18 protein-coding genes and 1 tRNA gene are annotated in these 17369 nt (G+C 33.0%); 16 read left to right on the top strand and 3 right to left on the bottom strand.

Annotated features, from left to right (window positions below):
- Nucleotides 1–8: 8 nt before the first annotated feature.
- The 16 genes from H8698_RS07245 (at nucleotide 9) to H8698_RS07170 (ending at nucleotide 15958) form a co-directional block, all read left to right on the top strand.
- A complete protein-coding gene (locus H8698_RS07245) occupies nucleotides 9–383 on the top strand; it encodes a hypothetical protein (protein ID WP_249311918.1) in 375 nt (124 codons plus the stop codon).
- Nucleotides 373–2289: a CHC2 zinc finger domain-containing protein gene (locus tag H8698_RS07240; protein WP_249311917.1), complete on the top strand. Its 1917-nt coding sequence runs from the start codon at nucleotides 373–375 to the stop codon at nucleotides 2287–2289. Before H8698_RS07245 ends, H8698_RS07240 begins: the two co-directional genes overlap by 11 nt.
- Before the next feature lie 8 nt (nucleotides 2290–2297).
- Nucleotides 2298–3086: a RecB family exonuclease gene (locus tag H8698_RS07235; protein ID WP_249311916.1), complete on the top strand. Its 789-nt coding sequence runs from the start codon at nucleotides 2298–2300 to the stop codon at nucleotides 3084–3086.
- 12 nt (nucleotides 3087–3098) lie between these two features.
- The gene (locus H8698_RS07230) at nucleotides 3099–6446 is read left to right on the top strand and encodes a PHP domain-containing protein (protein ID WP_249312313.1); all 3348 of its coding nucleotides are present in this window, start codon (nucleotides 3099–3101) and stop codon (nucleotides 6444–6446) included.
- A gap of 235 nt (nucleotides 6447–6681) precedes the next feature.
- Complete coding sequence (locus H8698_RS07225; RefSeq protein ID WP_249311915.1) at nucleotides 6682–6876, top strand: hypothetical protein; 195 nt, start codon at nucleotides 6682–6684, stop codon at nucleotides 6874–6876.
- A gap of 131 nt (nucleotides 6877–7007) precedes the next feature.
- A complete protein-coding gene (locus H8698_RS07220; protein ID WP_249311914.1) occupies nucleotides 7008–7274 on the top strand; it encodes a hypothetical protein in 267 nt (88 codons plus the stop codon).
- On the top strand, nucleotides 7258–8232 hold the full coding sequence (locus H8698_RS07215; RefSeq protein WP_249311913.1) for an HNH endonuclease: 975 nt from the start codon (nucleotides 7258–7260) through the stop codon (nucleotides 8230–8232). The genes H8698_RS07220 and H8698_RS07215 overlap by 17 nt, the downstream gene beginning before the upstream one ends.
- Nucleotides 8222–8653 carry a nucleoside 2-deoxyribosyltransferase gene (locus H8698_RS07210; RefSeq protein ID WP_249311912.1) on the top strand — a complete coding sequence of 144 codons (432 nt, stop codon included), beginning with the start codon at nucleotides 8222–8224 and terminating at the stop codon, nucleotides 8651–8653. Before H8698_RS07215 ends, H8698_RS07210 begins: the two co-directional genes overlap by 11 nt.
- Before the next feature lie 302 nt (nucleotides 8654–8955).
- Entirely contained in the window at nucleotides 8956–9633 is a 678-nt protein-coding gene (locus H8698_RS07205; protein ID WP_346726838.1) for an FAD-dependent thymidylate synthase, read from the top strand.
- 562 nt (nucleotides 9634–10195) lie between these two features.
- Nucleotides 10196–10639, top strand: coding sequence for a hypothetical protein (locus H8698_RS07200; protein WP_249311911.1), 444 nt, complete (start codon nucleotides 10196–10198; stop codon nucleotides 10637–10639).
- 35 nt (nucleotides 10640–10674) lie between these two features.
- On the top strand, nucleotides 10675–10899 hold the full coding sequence (locus H8698_RS07195) for a thioredoxin domain-containing protein (RefSeq protein ID WP_249311910.1): 225 nt from the start codon (nucleotides 10675–10677) through the stop codon (nucleotides 10897–10899).
- Nucleotides 10883–12799: an anaerobic ribonucleoside-triphosphate reductase gene (nrdD, locus tag H8698_RS07190; protein ID WP_249311909.1), complete on the top strand. Its 1917-nt coding sequence runs from the start codon at nucleotides 10883–10885 to the stop codon at nucleotides 12797–12799. The genes H8698_RS07195 and nrdD overlap by 17 nt, the downstream gene beginning before the upstream one ends.
- Nucleotides 12789–13262, top strand: a complete 474-nt coding sequence (locus H8698_RS07185; protein WP_249311908.1) for a 4Fe-4S cluster-binding domain-containing protein — start codon at nucleotides 12789–12791, stop codon at nucleotides 13260–13262. Before nrdD ends, H8698_RS07185 begins: the two co-directional genes overlap by 11 nt.
- Entirely contained in the window at nucleotides 13262–13462 is a 201-nt protein-coding gene (locus H8698_RS07180; protein ID WP_249311907.1) for a ferredoxin thioredoxin reductase catalytic beta chain, read from the top strand. Before H8698_RS07185 ends, H8698_RS07180 begins: the two co-directional genes overlap by 1 nt.
- 642 nt (nucleotides 13463–14104) lie before the next feature.
- The gene (locus tag H8698_RS07175; RefSeq protein WP_249311906.1) at nucleotides 14105–14590 is read left to right on the top strand and encodes a dUTP diphosphatase; all 486 of its coding nucleotides are present in this window, start codon (nucleotides 14105–14107) and stop codon (nucleotides 14588–14590) included.
- Between the two features lie 255 nt (nucleotides 14591–14845).
- Nucleotides 14846–15958: a tyrosine-type recombinase/integrase gene (locus H8698_RS07170; protein ID WP_249311905.1), complete on the top strand. Its 1113-nt coding sequence runs from the start codon at nucleotides 14846–14848 to the stop codon at nucleotides 15956–15958.
- Nucleotides 15959–16080: 122 nt separating this feature from the next.
- Here the strand turns inward: H8698_RS07170 and H8698_RS07165 are convergent.
- The 3 genes from H8698_RS07165 to H8698_RS07155 all read right to left on the bottom strand — a co-directional run bounded on the left by H8698_RS07165 (nucleotide 16081) and on the right by H8698_RS07155 (nucleotide 17318).
- Nucleotides 16081–16156 (bottom strand) — tRNA-Arg (locus tag H8698_RS07165).
- A gap of 32 nt (nucleotides 16157–16188) precedes the next feature.
- On the bottom strand, nucleotides 16189–16830 hold the full coding sequence (locus H8698_RS07160) for a redox-sensing transcriptional repressor Rex (protein ID WP_346726833.1): 642 nt from the start codon (nucleotides 16828–16830) through the stop codon (nucleotides 16189–16191).
- Between the two features lie 74 nt (nucleotides 16831–16904).
- Nucleotides 16905–17318 carry a zinc ribbon domain-containing protein gene (locus tag H8698_RS07155; protein ID WP_249311904.1) on the bottom strand — a complete coding sequence of 138 codons (414 nt, stop codon included), beginning with the start codon at nucleotides 17316–17318 and terminating at the stop codon, nucleotides 16905–16907.
- Nucleotides 17319–17369 lie beyond the last annotated feature (51 nt).

The following is a 17369-nucleotide window of genomic DNA, read 5'->3' as shown; positions in this document are numbered from 1 at the left end:
GCACAGATATGACAGACAAAAAGTATGTCTGTGCCTATGGTCAAAAATGTTTACACCACGGAGAAAAGGTTAATTCCTCAGAATCCGTGGTGATAAACAAAAGACATTACCATTGGGACTGTGCAACGAGAAAACAAGAAATTAAGGAATGTGTGGACTTATATATGTCCTATATCGAAGATAAAGCTCAATATCCATTAGCAATGAGAGCAATAAACACATTGGTTTTCAAGTATAAAGTTCCAATAGAGTTTATTTTGAGAAGTATTGAAAATTCAAAAACTTATTACGAAGATAAACCTGTTCACATTCTATATGGATTGAGAAAAATGTTTTGGGAAAAAGAATTCGGAAATGTAGGTGGTAAGTCGATTGCTAATTGAACAAAAGGACATCGAAAAAGCAAAAAGTAAACTTGGTGATGATAATGCTTTTATAATGGCTGAGTTACTTGAACTTAATGATTTTGACGATAAGAACTTAAAGGCTTGCTGCCCTTATCACAACGAAGACACAGCAAGCTTTATATACAACAAAAAGAATTACTCATTTCACTGTTTTGGATGCAACAAGACAGTTGATATTATAGATATTTTAATGCAGAAAGGAAACACTTTTTTACGATCAGTTAAATATCTCTTTGAAAAAGCTGGTGTTAAATACAGTTTTGGAGAACAAGATGTTAAGACAAAAAGAGATTACAGATATCCTCAAGAAGTGCCTTTAACAGATAGAAAGAATGTTATTGATTATTGGGGTAAGCGAGGTATCTCAAAAAATGTAATTGATTATCTTGATATAAGAGAAGATTCACAAGGTAATGGTGTTTTCAATTATTATGATACAAATGATGTATTGACATTAGTTAAGTACAGACCAGCAAAAACAATCCCTAAAAAGTCTGGACAAGCAAAAACTTGGTGTCAAAAAGATGCTGATACTGCTCCAATATTATTCAATATGAATAGAGTAAACACATCAAAACCTTTACTTATTACAGAAGGTGAAACAGATTGTGCGAGTGCTATTGAAGCAGGGTATCTTAATACAGTAAGTGTTCCGTTTGGTGCTGGTAATTATCACTGGATGGAAGAGAATTGGGACTGGCTAAATGGCTTTGAGTCTATTCTTATATGGGCAGACAATGACGAGCCGGGCGAGGCTATGAAAAAGGAATGTATTTATAGACTTGGCACTTGGAGAACTAAATACATAACGACTCCAAAATACTTTGAAAAAGAAAATGGCAAGAAAATTCCATTGAATGACATTAACGACTGCTTACAGGTAGGTGGTGCAGATTTTGTAATGAATTTGATTTCAGATGCAAAAGATGTTCCTGTAAAAAGCGTTATTGATTATTCGGAGATTGACGAATTGGACATCTCTCAAATGGATGGTGTAAAAACAGGTATTAAGCCATTGGATAATGAGTTATTGAAGATATTCTATGGCTCTCTTACAATATTGTCTGGCCGCCCCGGAAGCGGTAAAAGTTCTATAATAGACCAAGCCATTGCTAACACCATTGATACTGACAAGTCAGCGTTTCTGTTTTCAAAGGAAATGCCTGAAAGAATGAGTGCAAATTGGTTTAATGCCATTATAGCAGGTCGCAGAAATATGGCAGAAAAATCAAGTGCTGACGGCAGAAAATATTATGTTGTTCCCTATGATATTCAAAAGCAAATGCAGAGTTTTTATAGCAAAAAACTCTTTATATACAGAGATGATGAACCAAATGATGTAGCATCTGTTCTTAAATCTGCTGAAGAATGTGTAAGAAAATTCGGTTGCAAACTAATTGTGTTGGACAACCTTATGATGTTGGATTTGCATTGTTCAGAAAGCGATAAAAACACAGCACAAACCAACCTGATAAATAACTTGATTAAATTCGCCGCTAAATTTAATGTGGCGGTAGTTCTTATAGCACATCCCAGAAAAACACAAGACTCAAATTCAGACATTGAAATGTATGATATATCGGGTACATCAAATATTATTAACCTTGCAATGCGTTCCATTGGTCTTAGGCGAGTATCAAAAAAAGAAAAAGACGACCCGAAATCCAAGTGGGGAAAATATGATGTTGTACTGACCGTCATAAAGGACAGGCTTTTGGGCAAAACAGACTTTCAAATGGGTATGTGGTATGACATAGTATCACGAAGATTTTATACAGATTATGATGAATATGATGCAAAATTTGCTTGGGATAAGAAGATTTATACAGAAAAATTACCTTATGTTGATAGGTCGTTAGAAGATGAATTTCCCGACAAATAGGAGAAACAATGAATAAAGATAGTTTTATAATTGATTCGATGGTTTGGAGTTTCTCAAGGTTAAGTTCATATCATCAATGTCCATACGGCTGGCGATTAAAGTACGTTGACTGCGTTGAGGGCGATGAGAATTTTTTTGCTCAATACGGCAGTTTGATGCACGAAATTTTAGAAAAATATGAAAAGGAGGAGTTATCCATATTTGAAATATCGCAATACTATGAGAATAGGTTTAACGATGTTGTCACTTGTGATGCTCCTCCTAATCCGTATATAGACATAAAACAGTCTTATTATGACAAGGGGCTTGATTATCTTGACAATATTGACTTAGACCTTGAAAATTACGAGGTGCTTGGAGTTGAAAAAGAAGTAACGTTTAAGATATTTGACTATGAAATGGTGGGATATATTGACTTACTATTAAAAGATAAAATCAAAGGAGACATAATTGTTTTAGACCATAAAAGCGGTAGTGTTAATTTTAAGAAAAATGGTGAAATCAGTTCATCAGAAAAAGAACACATTTTAGGGTTTAAAAGACAATTATATTTATACTCAATAGGTGTTATTGAGGAATATGGAGTTAAGCCAAAATATTTGAAATGGAATTTATTTAAGGATAGAAATTGGCTTACCTTTGAATTTAAAGACGAAGAATTTAAAGAGGCAAAGAAGTGGGCAGAAGATACGATAAAGAGTATAGAACAGGAAACATCTTGGTTTCCTAACCCTCAAAAGTATTTTTGTAATAATTTATGCGATATGAGAAACTGTGCTTGTGAATATAAACCATAAGGAGATGGTAATATACAAAACTATCATAAACATACTTACTTTTCAAATGTCTTAGTTGCAGATTGTGCCACTTCTTATGAAGATTATGTAAAAAGAGCCAAGGAACTAGGACACAAGGTTATTTCAAGTGTTGAGCATGGGTTTCAATCTAATTATTATGAACCCTATGAATTGGTGCAAAAAAATAATCAAAAAGTAAAAGAGAAGTTTGAAAACGGAGAGATAACAGAACAAGAATACAAAGACAGTTTATTAAAATTTGTTTTTGGTGCTGAAGCATATTGGGTAAAGGATAGAAAAAAAGAATATCCCATAAAAGATAAGGAAACGGGAGAAATCAAGCAAGATAAAAGCGGTAATATTCTTACAAAAAAAGACAGAAGTAATTGTCATATAGTTTTGTTAGCAAAGAATGAAGAAGGTAGAAGAGATATAAACGAAGCTCTTTCCGATGCTAATATAGATGGATATTACGGACAACCAAGACTTGATTTAGAGTTGTTGCTAAGAATTAAACCAGAGAATGTGTTTGTTACAACTGCCTGTATTGCCTATTGGAAATATGATGACATAGAAGAAATTACAAAATGCCTGCATAGTCACTTTAAAGATAATTTCTATTTAGAAGTACAATATCACAATACAGATGCACAAAAACAACTAAATAAAAGAATACTTGAATTGAGTAAAAAGTATGGGATAGACATTATCTTTGGCTATGATAGTCATTACATAGAAGAAAAGGATAACACGGAAAGAGATAATTACATATCAACAAGAAGAAAAAATTACAATATTGCCGAGGATGACGAAATAGGGTGGTATATGGATTATCCTTCAGAAGATATTGTAAGACAAAGATTGTTAAAACAAGGTGTTCTTAACGAAGAAGAAATTAACAGATGTATCGAAAACACAGATGTTATCTTGTCATTTGACGATTTGTATTTTGATAAAGAAATAAAACTCCCCCCTTGCGATTTGAATATGACACAAGATGAAAAAGACAATTGGTTAAAAGAAATTGTTTATGAAGAATGGGATAAAATTAAACCTACTGTCCCCCTCACAAGAATTAAGGAATATGAGGAAGGTATTGAGTATGAATTAAATGCAATCATTGACACTCATATGTCTGATTATTTTTTAATTGACTACAAACTTGTAAAAAGGGGGCTTGAAAAAGGCGGCATAATTACAAAAACAGGTCGAGGCAGCGGTGTTTCTTACTACTCAAATTCTTTGCTTGGATTTAGTAATATAGACAGATTTATTTCTCCTGTAAAACTATACCCCGATAGGTTTATGTCAAAAACAAGAATTTTAGAGACGAGAAGTTTGCCAGACCTTGACCTCAATCTTGGCAATCCTGAAGTATTTGCCGAGGCTCAAGATGAAATAATGACAGAGATATGTGGTAGTGGCGGACATGCATACCCTATGATTTCTTATAAGCCTTTGCAAAAATCTTCAGCTTTTAAACTGTATGCAAAGTCACAAGGTCTTGATTTTGATATTGCAAACGAGATAACGGCACAGATTGCACAATACGAAAAAGCACTAAAACACGCTGATTCGCCTGAAGAAAAAGAACAAATTAACCTTTATGATTTTGTTGATAAAGAATATCATCCGCTTTTAGATGAAAGCAAAAAATACCAAGGAATTATCAATGCAAAATCTCAAGCTCCTTGTGGCTATTTGATTTATGCAGGAGATATAAAAAGAGAGATTGGTCTTATAAGATGTGTTTCTGGCAATGACGATGGTACAGATGAAGAAAAAAGTGTTATCACAACTGTTATTGATGGGATGGTAGCAGAAAACTATAAGTTTGTTAAAAATGATTTGTTGAAAGTTGATATATGGCTTACTATCAATAAGATTTTTGAGAAGATTGGAATTCCTACATATACAGTTCCAGAGATAACTAAGATAGTTGAAAATGATGATAAAACTTGGAAGATATATGCTGACGGATACACTATGGGAATAAATCAGTGTGAGTCTGAATTTGGCAGAAGTTGTTGTATGAGGTATGCTCCAAGGAGTATGCAAGAGTTAACGGCACTTGTCGCAGCACTTCGCCCCGGATTTAAAACCCAGCTTGATAATTTCTTGGATAGAAAGCCATATTCAACAGGAATAAAAGAGCTTGACGAAATTCTTAAAGATAGTTTCCATTACATAATGTACCAAGAAAATGTTATGACATATCTTGGATGGCTTGGTATAGAGCAGACAGAAACCTATGCAATTATTAAAAAAATCAGTAAAAAGAAATTTAAAGAAAAAGAACTAAAAGAGTTAAAAGAGAAACTTTTAGCAGGTTGGATTAAAAACACTGGTGAAGAATGTGGATTTGAAAAGACTTGGGATATTGTTGAAGCGTTTTCAAAATATGCTTTTAATGCTTCACACGCTTACTCTTATGCTTATGATAGTGTTTATGGGGCATATTTAAAAGCACATTATCCTTATGAGTTTTATTCTGTTATGATGCAACACCTTTCGGAAAAAGGAGAAAAAGACAAAGTAACTGCCTATAAACAAGAAATGCAAAGGGCTTTTGGTATTAAAAATGGAAGTTACAAGTTTGGAAAGGACAATAGACAATTTTCGATAGACAAAGAAAATCATTGTATCAATCCATCCTTGCTGTCAATTAAGTCTTTTTCACAGAAAATTGCGGATATATTGTATGAGATAAAAGACATAAAATGCTCAACTTTCATTGAATTACTTGAAGTATTGAGAGAAAACGGAATTGCTGAAGCAAGGATAGTTGATTTGATTGATATTAACTATTTTAGTGATTTTGGTGGAATGGAATATTTAAAGAAAGTTCTTGAACTTTTTTTGATGTTTTACAAAAACAAAAAGTATTTGGTTCAGTATAAAAAAGAAAATGCTCTTAAAAACAATATAGATTTTGACATTATACGAAATCATTGCAAGTCTGAAACACAATTAACCTTTATGGGAATTGATGCAAGAGGTATTTTAAATGAACTCATAAAAGGAATTGAGAACAAAGAAGATTCTTGGAAAGACATAATTCAAAAAGGATTTGCTATTATGGATTATGTTGACATCATTGATAAAAAATTTTCAGGTTATTGTGTTGCAACAGATATAAATGTCGAATATTCACCAAAGATTAAACTTTATGCTCTTGCAAATGGTAATACAATTCCTGTAAAAATTACCAAGAAAATATATGCAGAAAATCCAATTAAGCGTGGCGATATTATAAAAGTTGAGTCACAGTACAAGAAACATAAGAAGAAAAAAGTAAATGGTAAATGGGTAGATAGTACAGAAAAAGAATGGTGGGTTGAAAAATACAAAATTATTTAAAAGGATGTGAAATAAATAAGTATGGATTATAAAGAAGCAACGGGTGAATATATTACACCATCTTACAAAACGATTGATGTAATTCAAAAAAGGGATCTAATGGAGTTATTACAGTCGTCAATCCTTAATGGGTTTAATGAGGAAGATTATATTGATGTAATTAAGGTGTTTCAACGAGTTATTCATAGACTTGAAAACGAGTAAAAAAATAAAACAAAGAAAGGAATAGAGTATTGTGACAAACAAGCAAGAAAAAGAAATAACTAAAGCAATTAAAGCAAGATTGGAGGAAGTTAAAATTCAAGGGATTAAAGTAGGGGCCAAAGGTATTCTTGGAGCTATTTTAAAAATGTGTAATGAAGGTAAAAGTGTTAATGACATAAAAGAGTTTTGTCAGAATTCTTTATATAAACAAAAGAATGGAGAATGAAAAGAATGGAGTGTGATAAATACAAAATTGTCTAAAATGATGGAGAATAAATAAGTATGGACTATAAAGAAGCAAAAGAAAAGATGTTGAATTTCTCAAATGAGCAGATGTAACAGAAAGGAGTTGATTTGATGGTTGAATTTGTGTCATATGACGGTAGATATCCAAATCTTTGCAGGGGCAAACTCATACTAAAAATAGATGGGAAAACAGTTCCAATGCCTAAATATTGTATGAACTCTGGTGGCACTACTTATTTTGACTCAAAAGGTGGCGAACATATTAGTAAGGGATTGTGGAGCATCGATGTTCCACAACAATTTTTAAAGTACAAAGACGAGATAGAAGAATGTGTAAATAACAATGTTTCGCTCGGATGTTGTGGAGGATGCATATAAAAGAGAAGTTTTATGCGATGAAAGTAGGTGGTGTCCAATAGGAAATTTCATAGATTTAACTGGACAAAAATTTGGTATGCTAACAGTTGTTGAAAGAGCCGAAAATAAAATTACACCCAAAGGACATTCATACATAATGTGGAAATGCGTTTGTGATTGTGGTGAAACAACAGTGGTTTCGGGAGCAAGTTTAAGAAGTGGTAACACTAAATCTTGTGGCTGTTATGCTGGTGGCAAATTTAAAAATATGACTGGTAAAAAGGTTGGAAGATTAACCGTGCTTAAGCAAGACGGATTTTCAAAACATGGTTATGCTATGTGGATTTGTCAGTGTGAGTGTGGTAATACTGTTAGAGTGTTTGGGCATTGTTTAAGAAATGGAAATACACAGTCTTGCGGATGTCTTAAAAATGAATCAGCAGCCAAAGTTGGAAAACTTAATGCTAAAACAAATAAATACGACTTAACAGGAGAATATGGCATTGGTTATACAAACAATAATGTTGAATTTTATTTTGATTTAGAAGATTATGACAAAATAAAAAATATAAGTTGGAGTATTGACGCATACGGCTATGTAGTAGGACATTCAGAAATCCATAATAATAAAAAAATTCGTCTTCATAGATTGGTTATGAGAGCAACAGAATTAGATGAAAAAGAGTTTATTGTAGACCATATCAACCATATTACAACAGACGACAGAAAAATTAATTTAAGAATCGTCACACAACAGCAAAATATGATGAATACAAAAATAACAAACCCGAATGGTATAAATGGTGTGTATGCATATAAAGACAAGTGGTGTGCGAGTATTGGTTATAAAAATCAAACAGTTTATTTAGGAGTTTATAACACAAAGGAAGATGCTATTAAGGCAAGAAATGATGCGGAATCTATGTACTATGGCGAATATTCTTATAGAAAAAGTATGGAGGTAGCAAATGCATATTAAAACCATTTATTTGTGTGGCTCAATAACGGGGCTTTCACTGAAAGAAGCACGGGAGTGGCGAATACGAATAAAAAATAAGATTCAAAACTCTGCTAAGGACATTGGCATCCCTATTAAGGTGTTTGACCCCTGTACATATTATAATTACGAAACTACAGATTATGACAGTGAGCATGAAGTACGACAGTTTGAATTACATATGTTGAAGAAATCTGATTTGGTAATTGTAAATCTTGCAAACTTTAGTAAATCAATAGGTAGTAGCCAAGAACTTGCCATAGCAGACGAGTATCGTATTCCGGTGATTGCTTTAAACGAGGACAAGCAAGAACTACATCCTTGGATTGAGGATTGTATTTGGAAGAGTTTTGATGATGAAAATAAGATGATAGAGTATATAACTTACTACTATCTACAATAAATCTAATATTCAATGATATATTATCACGGAACATCAACAATTTTTAATATACATAGGGTGATATTACCACCAAATATAACAGGTAATTTAAGAGAAGATTGGAGAAAAGCAAATCTCAATCAAGTTTATGTTACAGACTCACTATTATCTGCACAAAAATTTGCTTATAAATGTGCAGATAAATATGGTGGTAGCCCTATTGTATATAAAGTAAAACCAATAGGCAATTTATGGAGAAGAAAGGATACAGAGTACCTTGCTGATAAAGCATTGATATTGAGTGTATATAAGGAGGAACAACCATAGGTAAAATTACAATTTTAGAAGAAACAACGCGCAAGCCAATATCTTTAATTGGCAGGAGAAGTGCTATTTGTTACGGTAGCGACATAACGGACGACAAGAAAAATTATAGACGTGGCATGGATTGTATAAAATCGGGACACGGGCGCAGTTTTGAATATGTTAATGTCGAAATGATTATTGACAGCTATAGCTCACGCGTCATCCGTGAATATTACACCCATATTGCTGGCGCACCAACAAGATTGCAGTCATCAACACGATACATAGATTATGCAAATAAAGGTTTTGGTTTTGCAGTACCGCCCAAAATTAAAGCAAACAGAGAGGCATTATCCTTGTATTGCGGAGTTATGAACTATATAAATGAACAGTGTGCAATTTTAGAAAACGACTATAATATACCTAAAGAAGATGTTGCAAACTTACTTCCGCTTGGTATGACTACAAAAATTGTGGACAAGCGTAATCTTCGCAGTTTAGTTGAAATGAGCCACGTCCGTAAATGCAGCCGTGCTTATTGGGAATTTCAAGAACTATTTTACGACATTGAAAATGAGTTGTCAAAAATATCCGATGAATGGAAATGGATTGTGGATAATTTATTTGTTCCAAAATGTGAGTTTTATGGTAAATGTACAGAAAATAATAGTTGTGGAAGGAAAGTGAGAGATTGAAAAAATTTAAAATTCAATTTAAAAATATGGTTTGCGCCGAATGTTTCAATCAATTGTATGTAGATGAAATCTATCGTGGATTAAGAGAACAGTATGAACCTAATACGGGAGCAAAAGGATATACCAGTATATTATTATCAAAATGCAAATGTGGAGCAAAATATAAGATTGTTTTTGATTGCCATGAGTATAAAGACTTCATTACGGCGTGCGTGAATCACATAGTAAAAACGAAATCTGGAGAAAACTTTTGGACGAGGTAGCTTATTGAATAACTATAAAAGAGAATTAAGGAGAAAAGAGTGCTCAAGACATGATACAGTAATTCAGTGCTTTTATACATATAACAAGGAAACAATTACTACGGGTATTTGGATATTAACGCAAGAACAAATAAAAGAGTATTTAAATCTAAATTTTGAAGACAAATTACATTATTTTGATAACTTAGAAAATTTATATACAGGAGGATAAAAATACGAAAAGAATTTTTATTTTAAACGGGGCTGCAACAAGTGGTAAGGATAAATTTGTTGAGTTTGTTAAAGAATTTATTCCATCAATGCATTATTCTTATGTTTCAAATAGTAAAGAAGCTGCTATGGAATATTTTGGCTGGGGTGGAGGGAAAACGGAAAGAGACAGAAAGTTTTTAGCAGATTTAAACACACTGTCTTCTGAATATAACGACCAGCCATTTAAAGATGTAAAAAGTTTAGTAGATGATTTTTTGGATAATGAGCAAATTAGTATGTTTGATGATGAGTATAAGTTTTTATTTATAGATGCTCGTGAAATTTCAGCAATTGACAGAATGAAACAAGCGTTTAATGCAAAAACAGTTTTTGTTATAAGGAATGGAGTAGAAGCTATTAGGTCAAACCATGCAGATGCACAGACTGCAAAAAATTATGATTATGATTATATAGTTGAAAATAATGGTAGTTTTGATGATTTGAGAAACAGGGCAAGAGAATTTGTAGAATATGTTATTCGGTCATCGTGATACATATAAAGGTAAAAATAGAGGAGGATTGGTAGATGATTATATTATATAGTAACAACTGCCCAAAATGCAAAGTTTTAAAAAAGAAATTAGATGATGCTAATGTTAAATATACTGTTGTTGACGACACAGAAATTATGATTTCAAAAGGCATTGATTTACTTCCTGTGCTTGAAATTGATAATGTTATGATGGATTTTGCGACTGCGGTAGAATGGGCAAATAACAGACAGGAGTTAACAAATGGAGATAAATATTAAATTAAACAGAAATTTTACAACGGCGTATAATAGACTACTCAATGAATATGGAACTGAAATGGCAACAATTAATGGTTTTTCAGACGAACAACTAAGCTATACTGATTTTATTGATAATTTTGTTGAAACAGATACGGTTGCCGACTCTTCTATTGATGGTAATGCAAACGTTGGGCAAAAAGATATAGTAACGCTTATTAATGAAATGCCAAAACCCCACCAAAAATTGTTAGCGTTTAATAAGATTTATCATGAACTGAATGAGAAATATGGCTTCACGACTGCAAATGATTGGCTGAAAGCGGAGTGGGATGGGCATTTGTATATGCACGATGCCAACACTACAAGTTTTGTACATTATTGTTTTGCTTATGATTTAAAAGACCTTGCAGAGAAAGGTTTATATTTTATTGATAATTTCAATGCGGAACCGCCGCAACATCTTGAGACATTCGTAGATTTTGTTAAAGAGTTTGTAAGCTGGGCTTGTAATCGTAGTTCAGGGGCGGTAGGACTTCCCAACCTGATTCCATATATGTATTATTTTTGGAAAAAAGATTGCGATGATAATATTTATACAGATAATATAAAACATGCAAAACAGCAAATCCAGAGATTAATTTATGCTCTTAATCAGCCATTTCTGCGTAGTGGTATTCAATCAGCTTTTACCAATACAAGTGTATTTGACCATGCTTATTTAGAAGCCTTGTTTGGCGGGGCAGAGTTCCCTAATGGAACATTTATGATTGATGAAATAGAAGGTATAATGGATTTCCAAAAAGTTTACTTAGAAGAAATGAGTCGTATTCGTTCAAAAAATATGATGACTTTCCCTGTTAGCTCAATTTCTCTTCTTAAGCAGAATGGCAAATTTGTAGATGAAGAATTTGCTCGTTGGGCTTGTAAACACAATATGAAATGGAATGATTCAAACTTGTTTATTGATAGCTCTGTGACTTCGCTTTCAAATTGTTGCAGATTAAAGAGTAACATTGAAGATCTCGGATATTTTAACAGTATTGGTGGGACGGCGTTAAAGGTTGGTTCTGTGAAAGTAAATACAATCAATCTTGCAAGAATTGCTCTTGAAAATAAAACAGAAGAAAAATACTTATCTGCTTTGAAAGAGATGGTAATTTTAGATTTAGAGGCTCTTGACATTGTTAGAAATATCATTAAACGAAATGTTGAAAAGGGATTACTTAAAAACTTTACTCTTGGATTAGTAGATTTTGAACATCTTTATAATACAATTGGATTTATTGGTATTTATGAAACAATGAAGACATTCGGCTATACAAGGATTGACGAGTTCGGTAACACATTTTACACAAAGGACGCAGAAGAATTCGGCCGCAAAATTTTTGAGGTAATTCATACTACTAAATCAGAATTTATTGCTGATAAAGATTATCAAGTAAACTGTGAGCAAATACCGGGGGAAAGTGCGGCGGCTAAATTAATGAAGAAGGATAAATTTTTCTACCCAAGAAAAACTGTAGTAGATTTACCTTTGTATGGCAATCAATTTATGCCATTAGGAATTAAGACAACATTACAAGAACGAGTAAGAGTTGCAGCTTTGTTTGATGGTTTTTGCAATGGTGGAAGTATTCTACATGCCAATATAGAAGCTCCATTTACCACATTTGAACAAGCATGGGATATGATGAATTACATTAGTGACCAAGGTGTTACATACTTTGCATTTAACACTAAAATTCAGGCTTGTAGAAACAATCACGCATTCTTTGGGAAAACTTGTCCTGAATGTGGTAAACCAGTTCATACTGAATATTCGAGAATTGTGGGCTTTTATGTTCCTGTGATAACTTATTCAAAAGAACGAAAGTCGGAATATAAAATGAGAGAATGGGAAGATGTAAATGCGAATTAAAGGACTTATAGAAGAAGACTTTATTCAATATAAAAAGCCTTCAATGTTTATCATTTTTCCCACATGTACTTTTAAATGTGAAAAAGAATGTGGAAGAAAAGTTTGTCAAAATGCTACACTTGCTACCTCTCCAGATATTGAGGTTGGGGTTAAAACAATTATAAATCGTTATGTGAATAACCCTATAACCTCTGCAATAGTCTGTGGCGGACTTGAACCTTTTGATGCATGGGATAACTTATTACAATTAGTGTCATATTTAAGGACTCATTGGAACGATGATGTTGTTATTTATACGGGCTATAAAGAAAAAGAAATACAAGATAAGATTGATATATTAAAGCAATTTCCAAATATAATCATAAAATTTGGGCGTTTTATTCCTAATCAAAAATCGCATTATGACGATGTGTTGGGCGTGCAATTAGCAAGTCCAAATCAATATGCAAGGAGAATTAGCTAATGATGAAAATAACAACAAATCCAGATAAAGAATATGTAACAAATATAAGAGAGAAATTAAAAGAAAATTCAGGACACTGCCCCTGTAGAATTGTTAAATCCCCAGATACAAAATGTATTTGTAAAGAGTTTCGTGACCAAATGGAGAGAGGAGAAGAGGGATATTGTCATTGTGAATTATATAAAATAGAAAAGGATTGAGATTATGAAATTTGAAGTAATCAATGATAGAGGCAGAACTATAATGAGCACTACGTATATTTCTTGCATCCCAAACGACAGAGAGATTGCGTCAATGATAAAAGCGGGATATAAGTTCAAAATTGACGGAAAATCAACAAGCAAGAATAAAATAAAAGACTTAATAGACAAAAGGTCTGATTTAAAATAGATTAATTATGATTAATTGATATAAACTATAATGTTTATATAGCATTAAGAGAGGGCAAAAACGAAGCTGTGTAAGTTAATGTTACACAGCTAGGAAAACGATTTATCGTTTGTTATGTAAATTTAACTCAGCGTTAACTGAATTTACACCAACCTTTAACGTCGCATCATGATAACGCGAAATGGTGCTGAGAACCATCTTTACACATTTGATAACGAGTATTGCTATAACAATAATCGTCAAGCAAACTACAAGGATTGCAAACAAACTGTAAAGACCGTTGCACTGCACAGCAGCACTAATAATACCTTTCAAATAATGTCCTCTCTTTCTGCTACAACTTATAGTGGATTACCACCATCAAACTAAATAGAAGCAGCACAATTATTGTATATAAAATTAAAGCGAGTGTCAATATACATTACAATTTAATAATAAGTAGGAGGTAGTTAATGAACAAATTTGAGAAAGTAAGTTTTAAGAGATACAATTTAGATACCGTACATAGCAGAGAAGAATATGACCGAATAAAATTACCAGAGAGGAGCACACGGTGCTCTGCCGGTTATGATTTTTATTTGCCACATGATATTGTTATTCCATATGGAAGAAGCACGACAATAGCAACTGGAATAAGAGTAATATTAGATGACGATAAATTTTTAATGTTATGCCCAAGAAGCGGTTTGGGCTTTAAATATGGAATATCTCTCGCAAATACTTGTGGGATTGTGGATGCGGACTATTTTTTATCCGACAACGAAGGCCATATTTTCGTTAAACTCGTTAATAATTCACCTTTAGCAAATGGTGAAGATATTAAATTAAAAGAAGGCTCTGCATTTTGTCAAGGAATCATTTGCAGGTATTATGAAACAGATCAAGATGAAACCGATGCAATAAGGAATGGTGGATTTGGAAGCACAGATAAAAAATAAAAAGCAGCTAAGATTAACAAATTTTTGTAAAGAATTTGATGTCCCAAGAACAACGGCGTTAAAATGGGTTCACTCAAATGACTTCCCGGCGTACAATCTTTGCGGGCACTGGTATGTTGATTTAGAGCAATATTATAAATGGAGAAATAAACAACACCTCAAATCTTATAAATATGCTTGACGTTATCCGAGCACATATGATATTATGTAAATGGTATTGTATGTGCTCTATTTGTTAGAATGGAGTGTGTACAAATGAAAAAAAGAGCAGACGGTAGGTATTGCAAACAAGTATTGATAGGATACCAACCAGATGGAAGAAAAAAATATAAAAACATTTATGGTTTAACAATAAAGGAGGTAGAAAAAAAAGAGCGAGAACTAAGGTGTAAAATCGAGCAGGGTAGATATATTGAAAATCAAAATATAACTATCGCTGAATGGGCAAAAGAATGGCTAAATACTTACAAAACAGATGTTGAATATAATACGTTTCAAAGATATAAAGCAGTTATTAAAAATCAAATCAATCCATTGCTTGGAGAATATAATTTATCCAGTTTACGTCTAAATATAATTCAAAGATTAATAAATCAATTGTCAGAGAAATATTCATCATCAACATTACACAAGTTTAAGATAACTCTTAATCAACTGTATAAATGTGCAATTAAACTTCAAATGGTATATGTTAATCCATGCGATGGTTTAGTTATTCCCAAAAAAGAAAACCGGATAAGAGATGCAATACCAAGCGAGTTGATTCCTGTGATTAATCAATTTTGTGTAAATTACAAACACGGAGACTTGATAATGACACTATTATACACAGGGCTAAGAAGAGGGGAACTCATTCCTTTAACATGGAATGATATTGATTTTGAAAATAATTGCATACATGTTAATAAGGCGGTAGAGTATATCGGCAATCAACCAAATATAAAAACTCCAAAAACAAAAAATAGTATAAGAGCTGTTCCTATTTTGGATATATTAAAACCATATTTAATAAAACCGCCGAATACAAAAGTAAACGATTTGGTTTTTAAAAATAGTCTTGGGAACATACATTCATTAGTAAGTATTAGAAGATTATATGCTGATTTTGTAAAGTCGTTTCAAAAGTATCTCAGTGATAACGAAATAAATTTTACAGTAGATTTTACAATGCATCAATTTCGTCATACATATGCCACAATTTTATATAAGGCAGGTGTAGATATTAAAACGGCACAGAGTTATTTGGGGCACAGTTCTATTGACGTAACAATGGATATTTATACACACTTAGACCAAAAACATAAAGCACTCAATGCTGATAAACTAAATCAATTTTTATCACCTACAAACATAAAGTTACAGGCATAATTAAAAATAAAAATCAGTCAAAAATCAGTCAAAAGTAAAATTTAAACCATTACTGATAGAGAGTATTACAAAATAAAAAGCCCCAAAATACGCAAAATAACGCATTTCGAGGCCTTAAAGCTTGGTGCGCCTGATAGGATTTGAACCTACGGCACCCGGCGTCGGAGGCCGGTGCTCTATCCACTGAGCTACAGACGCATGAAAAGGTTTGTTTTTCAAACCTTTTCTATTTAATTTTCGTTTATCTTTGTAATTTTGTAGGATAATGTCATTAAACTGTCGCTTAAATGCACATTCTCTATAGCAACGTCGTCTGGAACCGCAATTTCTGTATATGAAAAATTCCAAAGTCCCTTAATGCCGGCAGAAATCAAACGTTTTGCAATGTCCCTTACTTCACTCCGCGGCAGCGACAGGGCAGCAATGTCAACGGTATTTTGCTTACAAAAATCTTCCAATTTCGAAATATCGCTGACAACAATACCTTTAATTGTGGTTCCAATTTTTTTTGCATCATTGTCAAAAATGCCGATTACTTTAAACCCGCGCTTCTCAAGATTTGCATAATTTACCAGCGCATGTCCCATATTTCCTGCGCCAATAATAATCAAAGAATATCCATGATTTAGTCCTAAAATTTCTCCGATTTCAGCATATAGGTTTGGAACATTATAGCCGTAACCCTGTTGTCCGAAGCCGCCAAAACAGTTAAAATCCTGCCTGATTTGAGAGGCCGTAACGCCCATTTTTTCGCTGAGCGCCGCAGAGGATATCCGGTTCACACCTTGTTTCATCAATTCGCCTAAATATCGGTAATATCTAGGTAGGCGCTTAATGACAACCATAGGCACTTCATTCTGTTCACTTTTCACTTTTCCACCTACATTTCACAAAACCTACAAGATAATATTATAAGGTAATTCTTCACATTTGTCAATAAAAAATTTTAAACCACATCGACCTCAGTAATTTCTTCCACATTTAAATCGTCATCATCCGGGTCGTTGTTTGTAAATTTATAGCCGCAGCCAGAGCAGAACTGCGCGTCGGCCGGGTTGCTTTTCGTGCAGTTAGGACAAATTTTTTCATTTTTTAATGTTGAGCTAACCTCAGAAAGCTCGTCAAGACGATCATAAAGCTCGTTAATTTTTGCAATTGTTTCTTCAATTTTTTTTGTATCCGGTTCAGCTCCGTCTTTTTGAGAAAGGTAAACCAGTTCGCCTAAAACCTTGAAGTTTGTTCCAATTTCCGATTTCGTGTTTACCATGCTGAGCTTCACTTTCGACATTTCTACAAGCTCGCTGGACTTTTTCGCCACTTTATCGGCTGTATTTTTGATTTCTGAGAAAAAATTATCCATTTAAAAAACCTCCTTTAAAGATATGTTTTATTCTTTTAGCGTTTATAATAT

Origin of the sequence: Congzhengia minquanensis (assembly GCF_014384785.1) — a bacterium.
In the GTDB taxonomy this organism is placed as follows: domain Bacteria; phylum Bacillota; class Clostridia; order UBA1381; family UBA9506; genus Congzhengia; species Congzhengia minquanensis.
The sequence above is the reverse complement of the archived record's forward strand: the minus strand, read 5'-3'. Positions and strand labels throughout refer to the sequence as shown.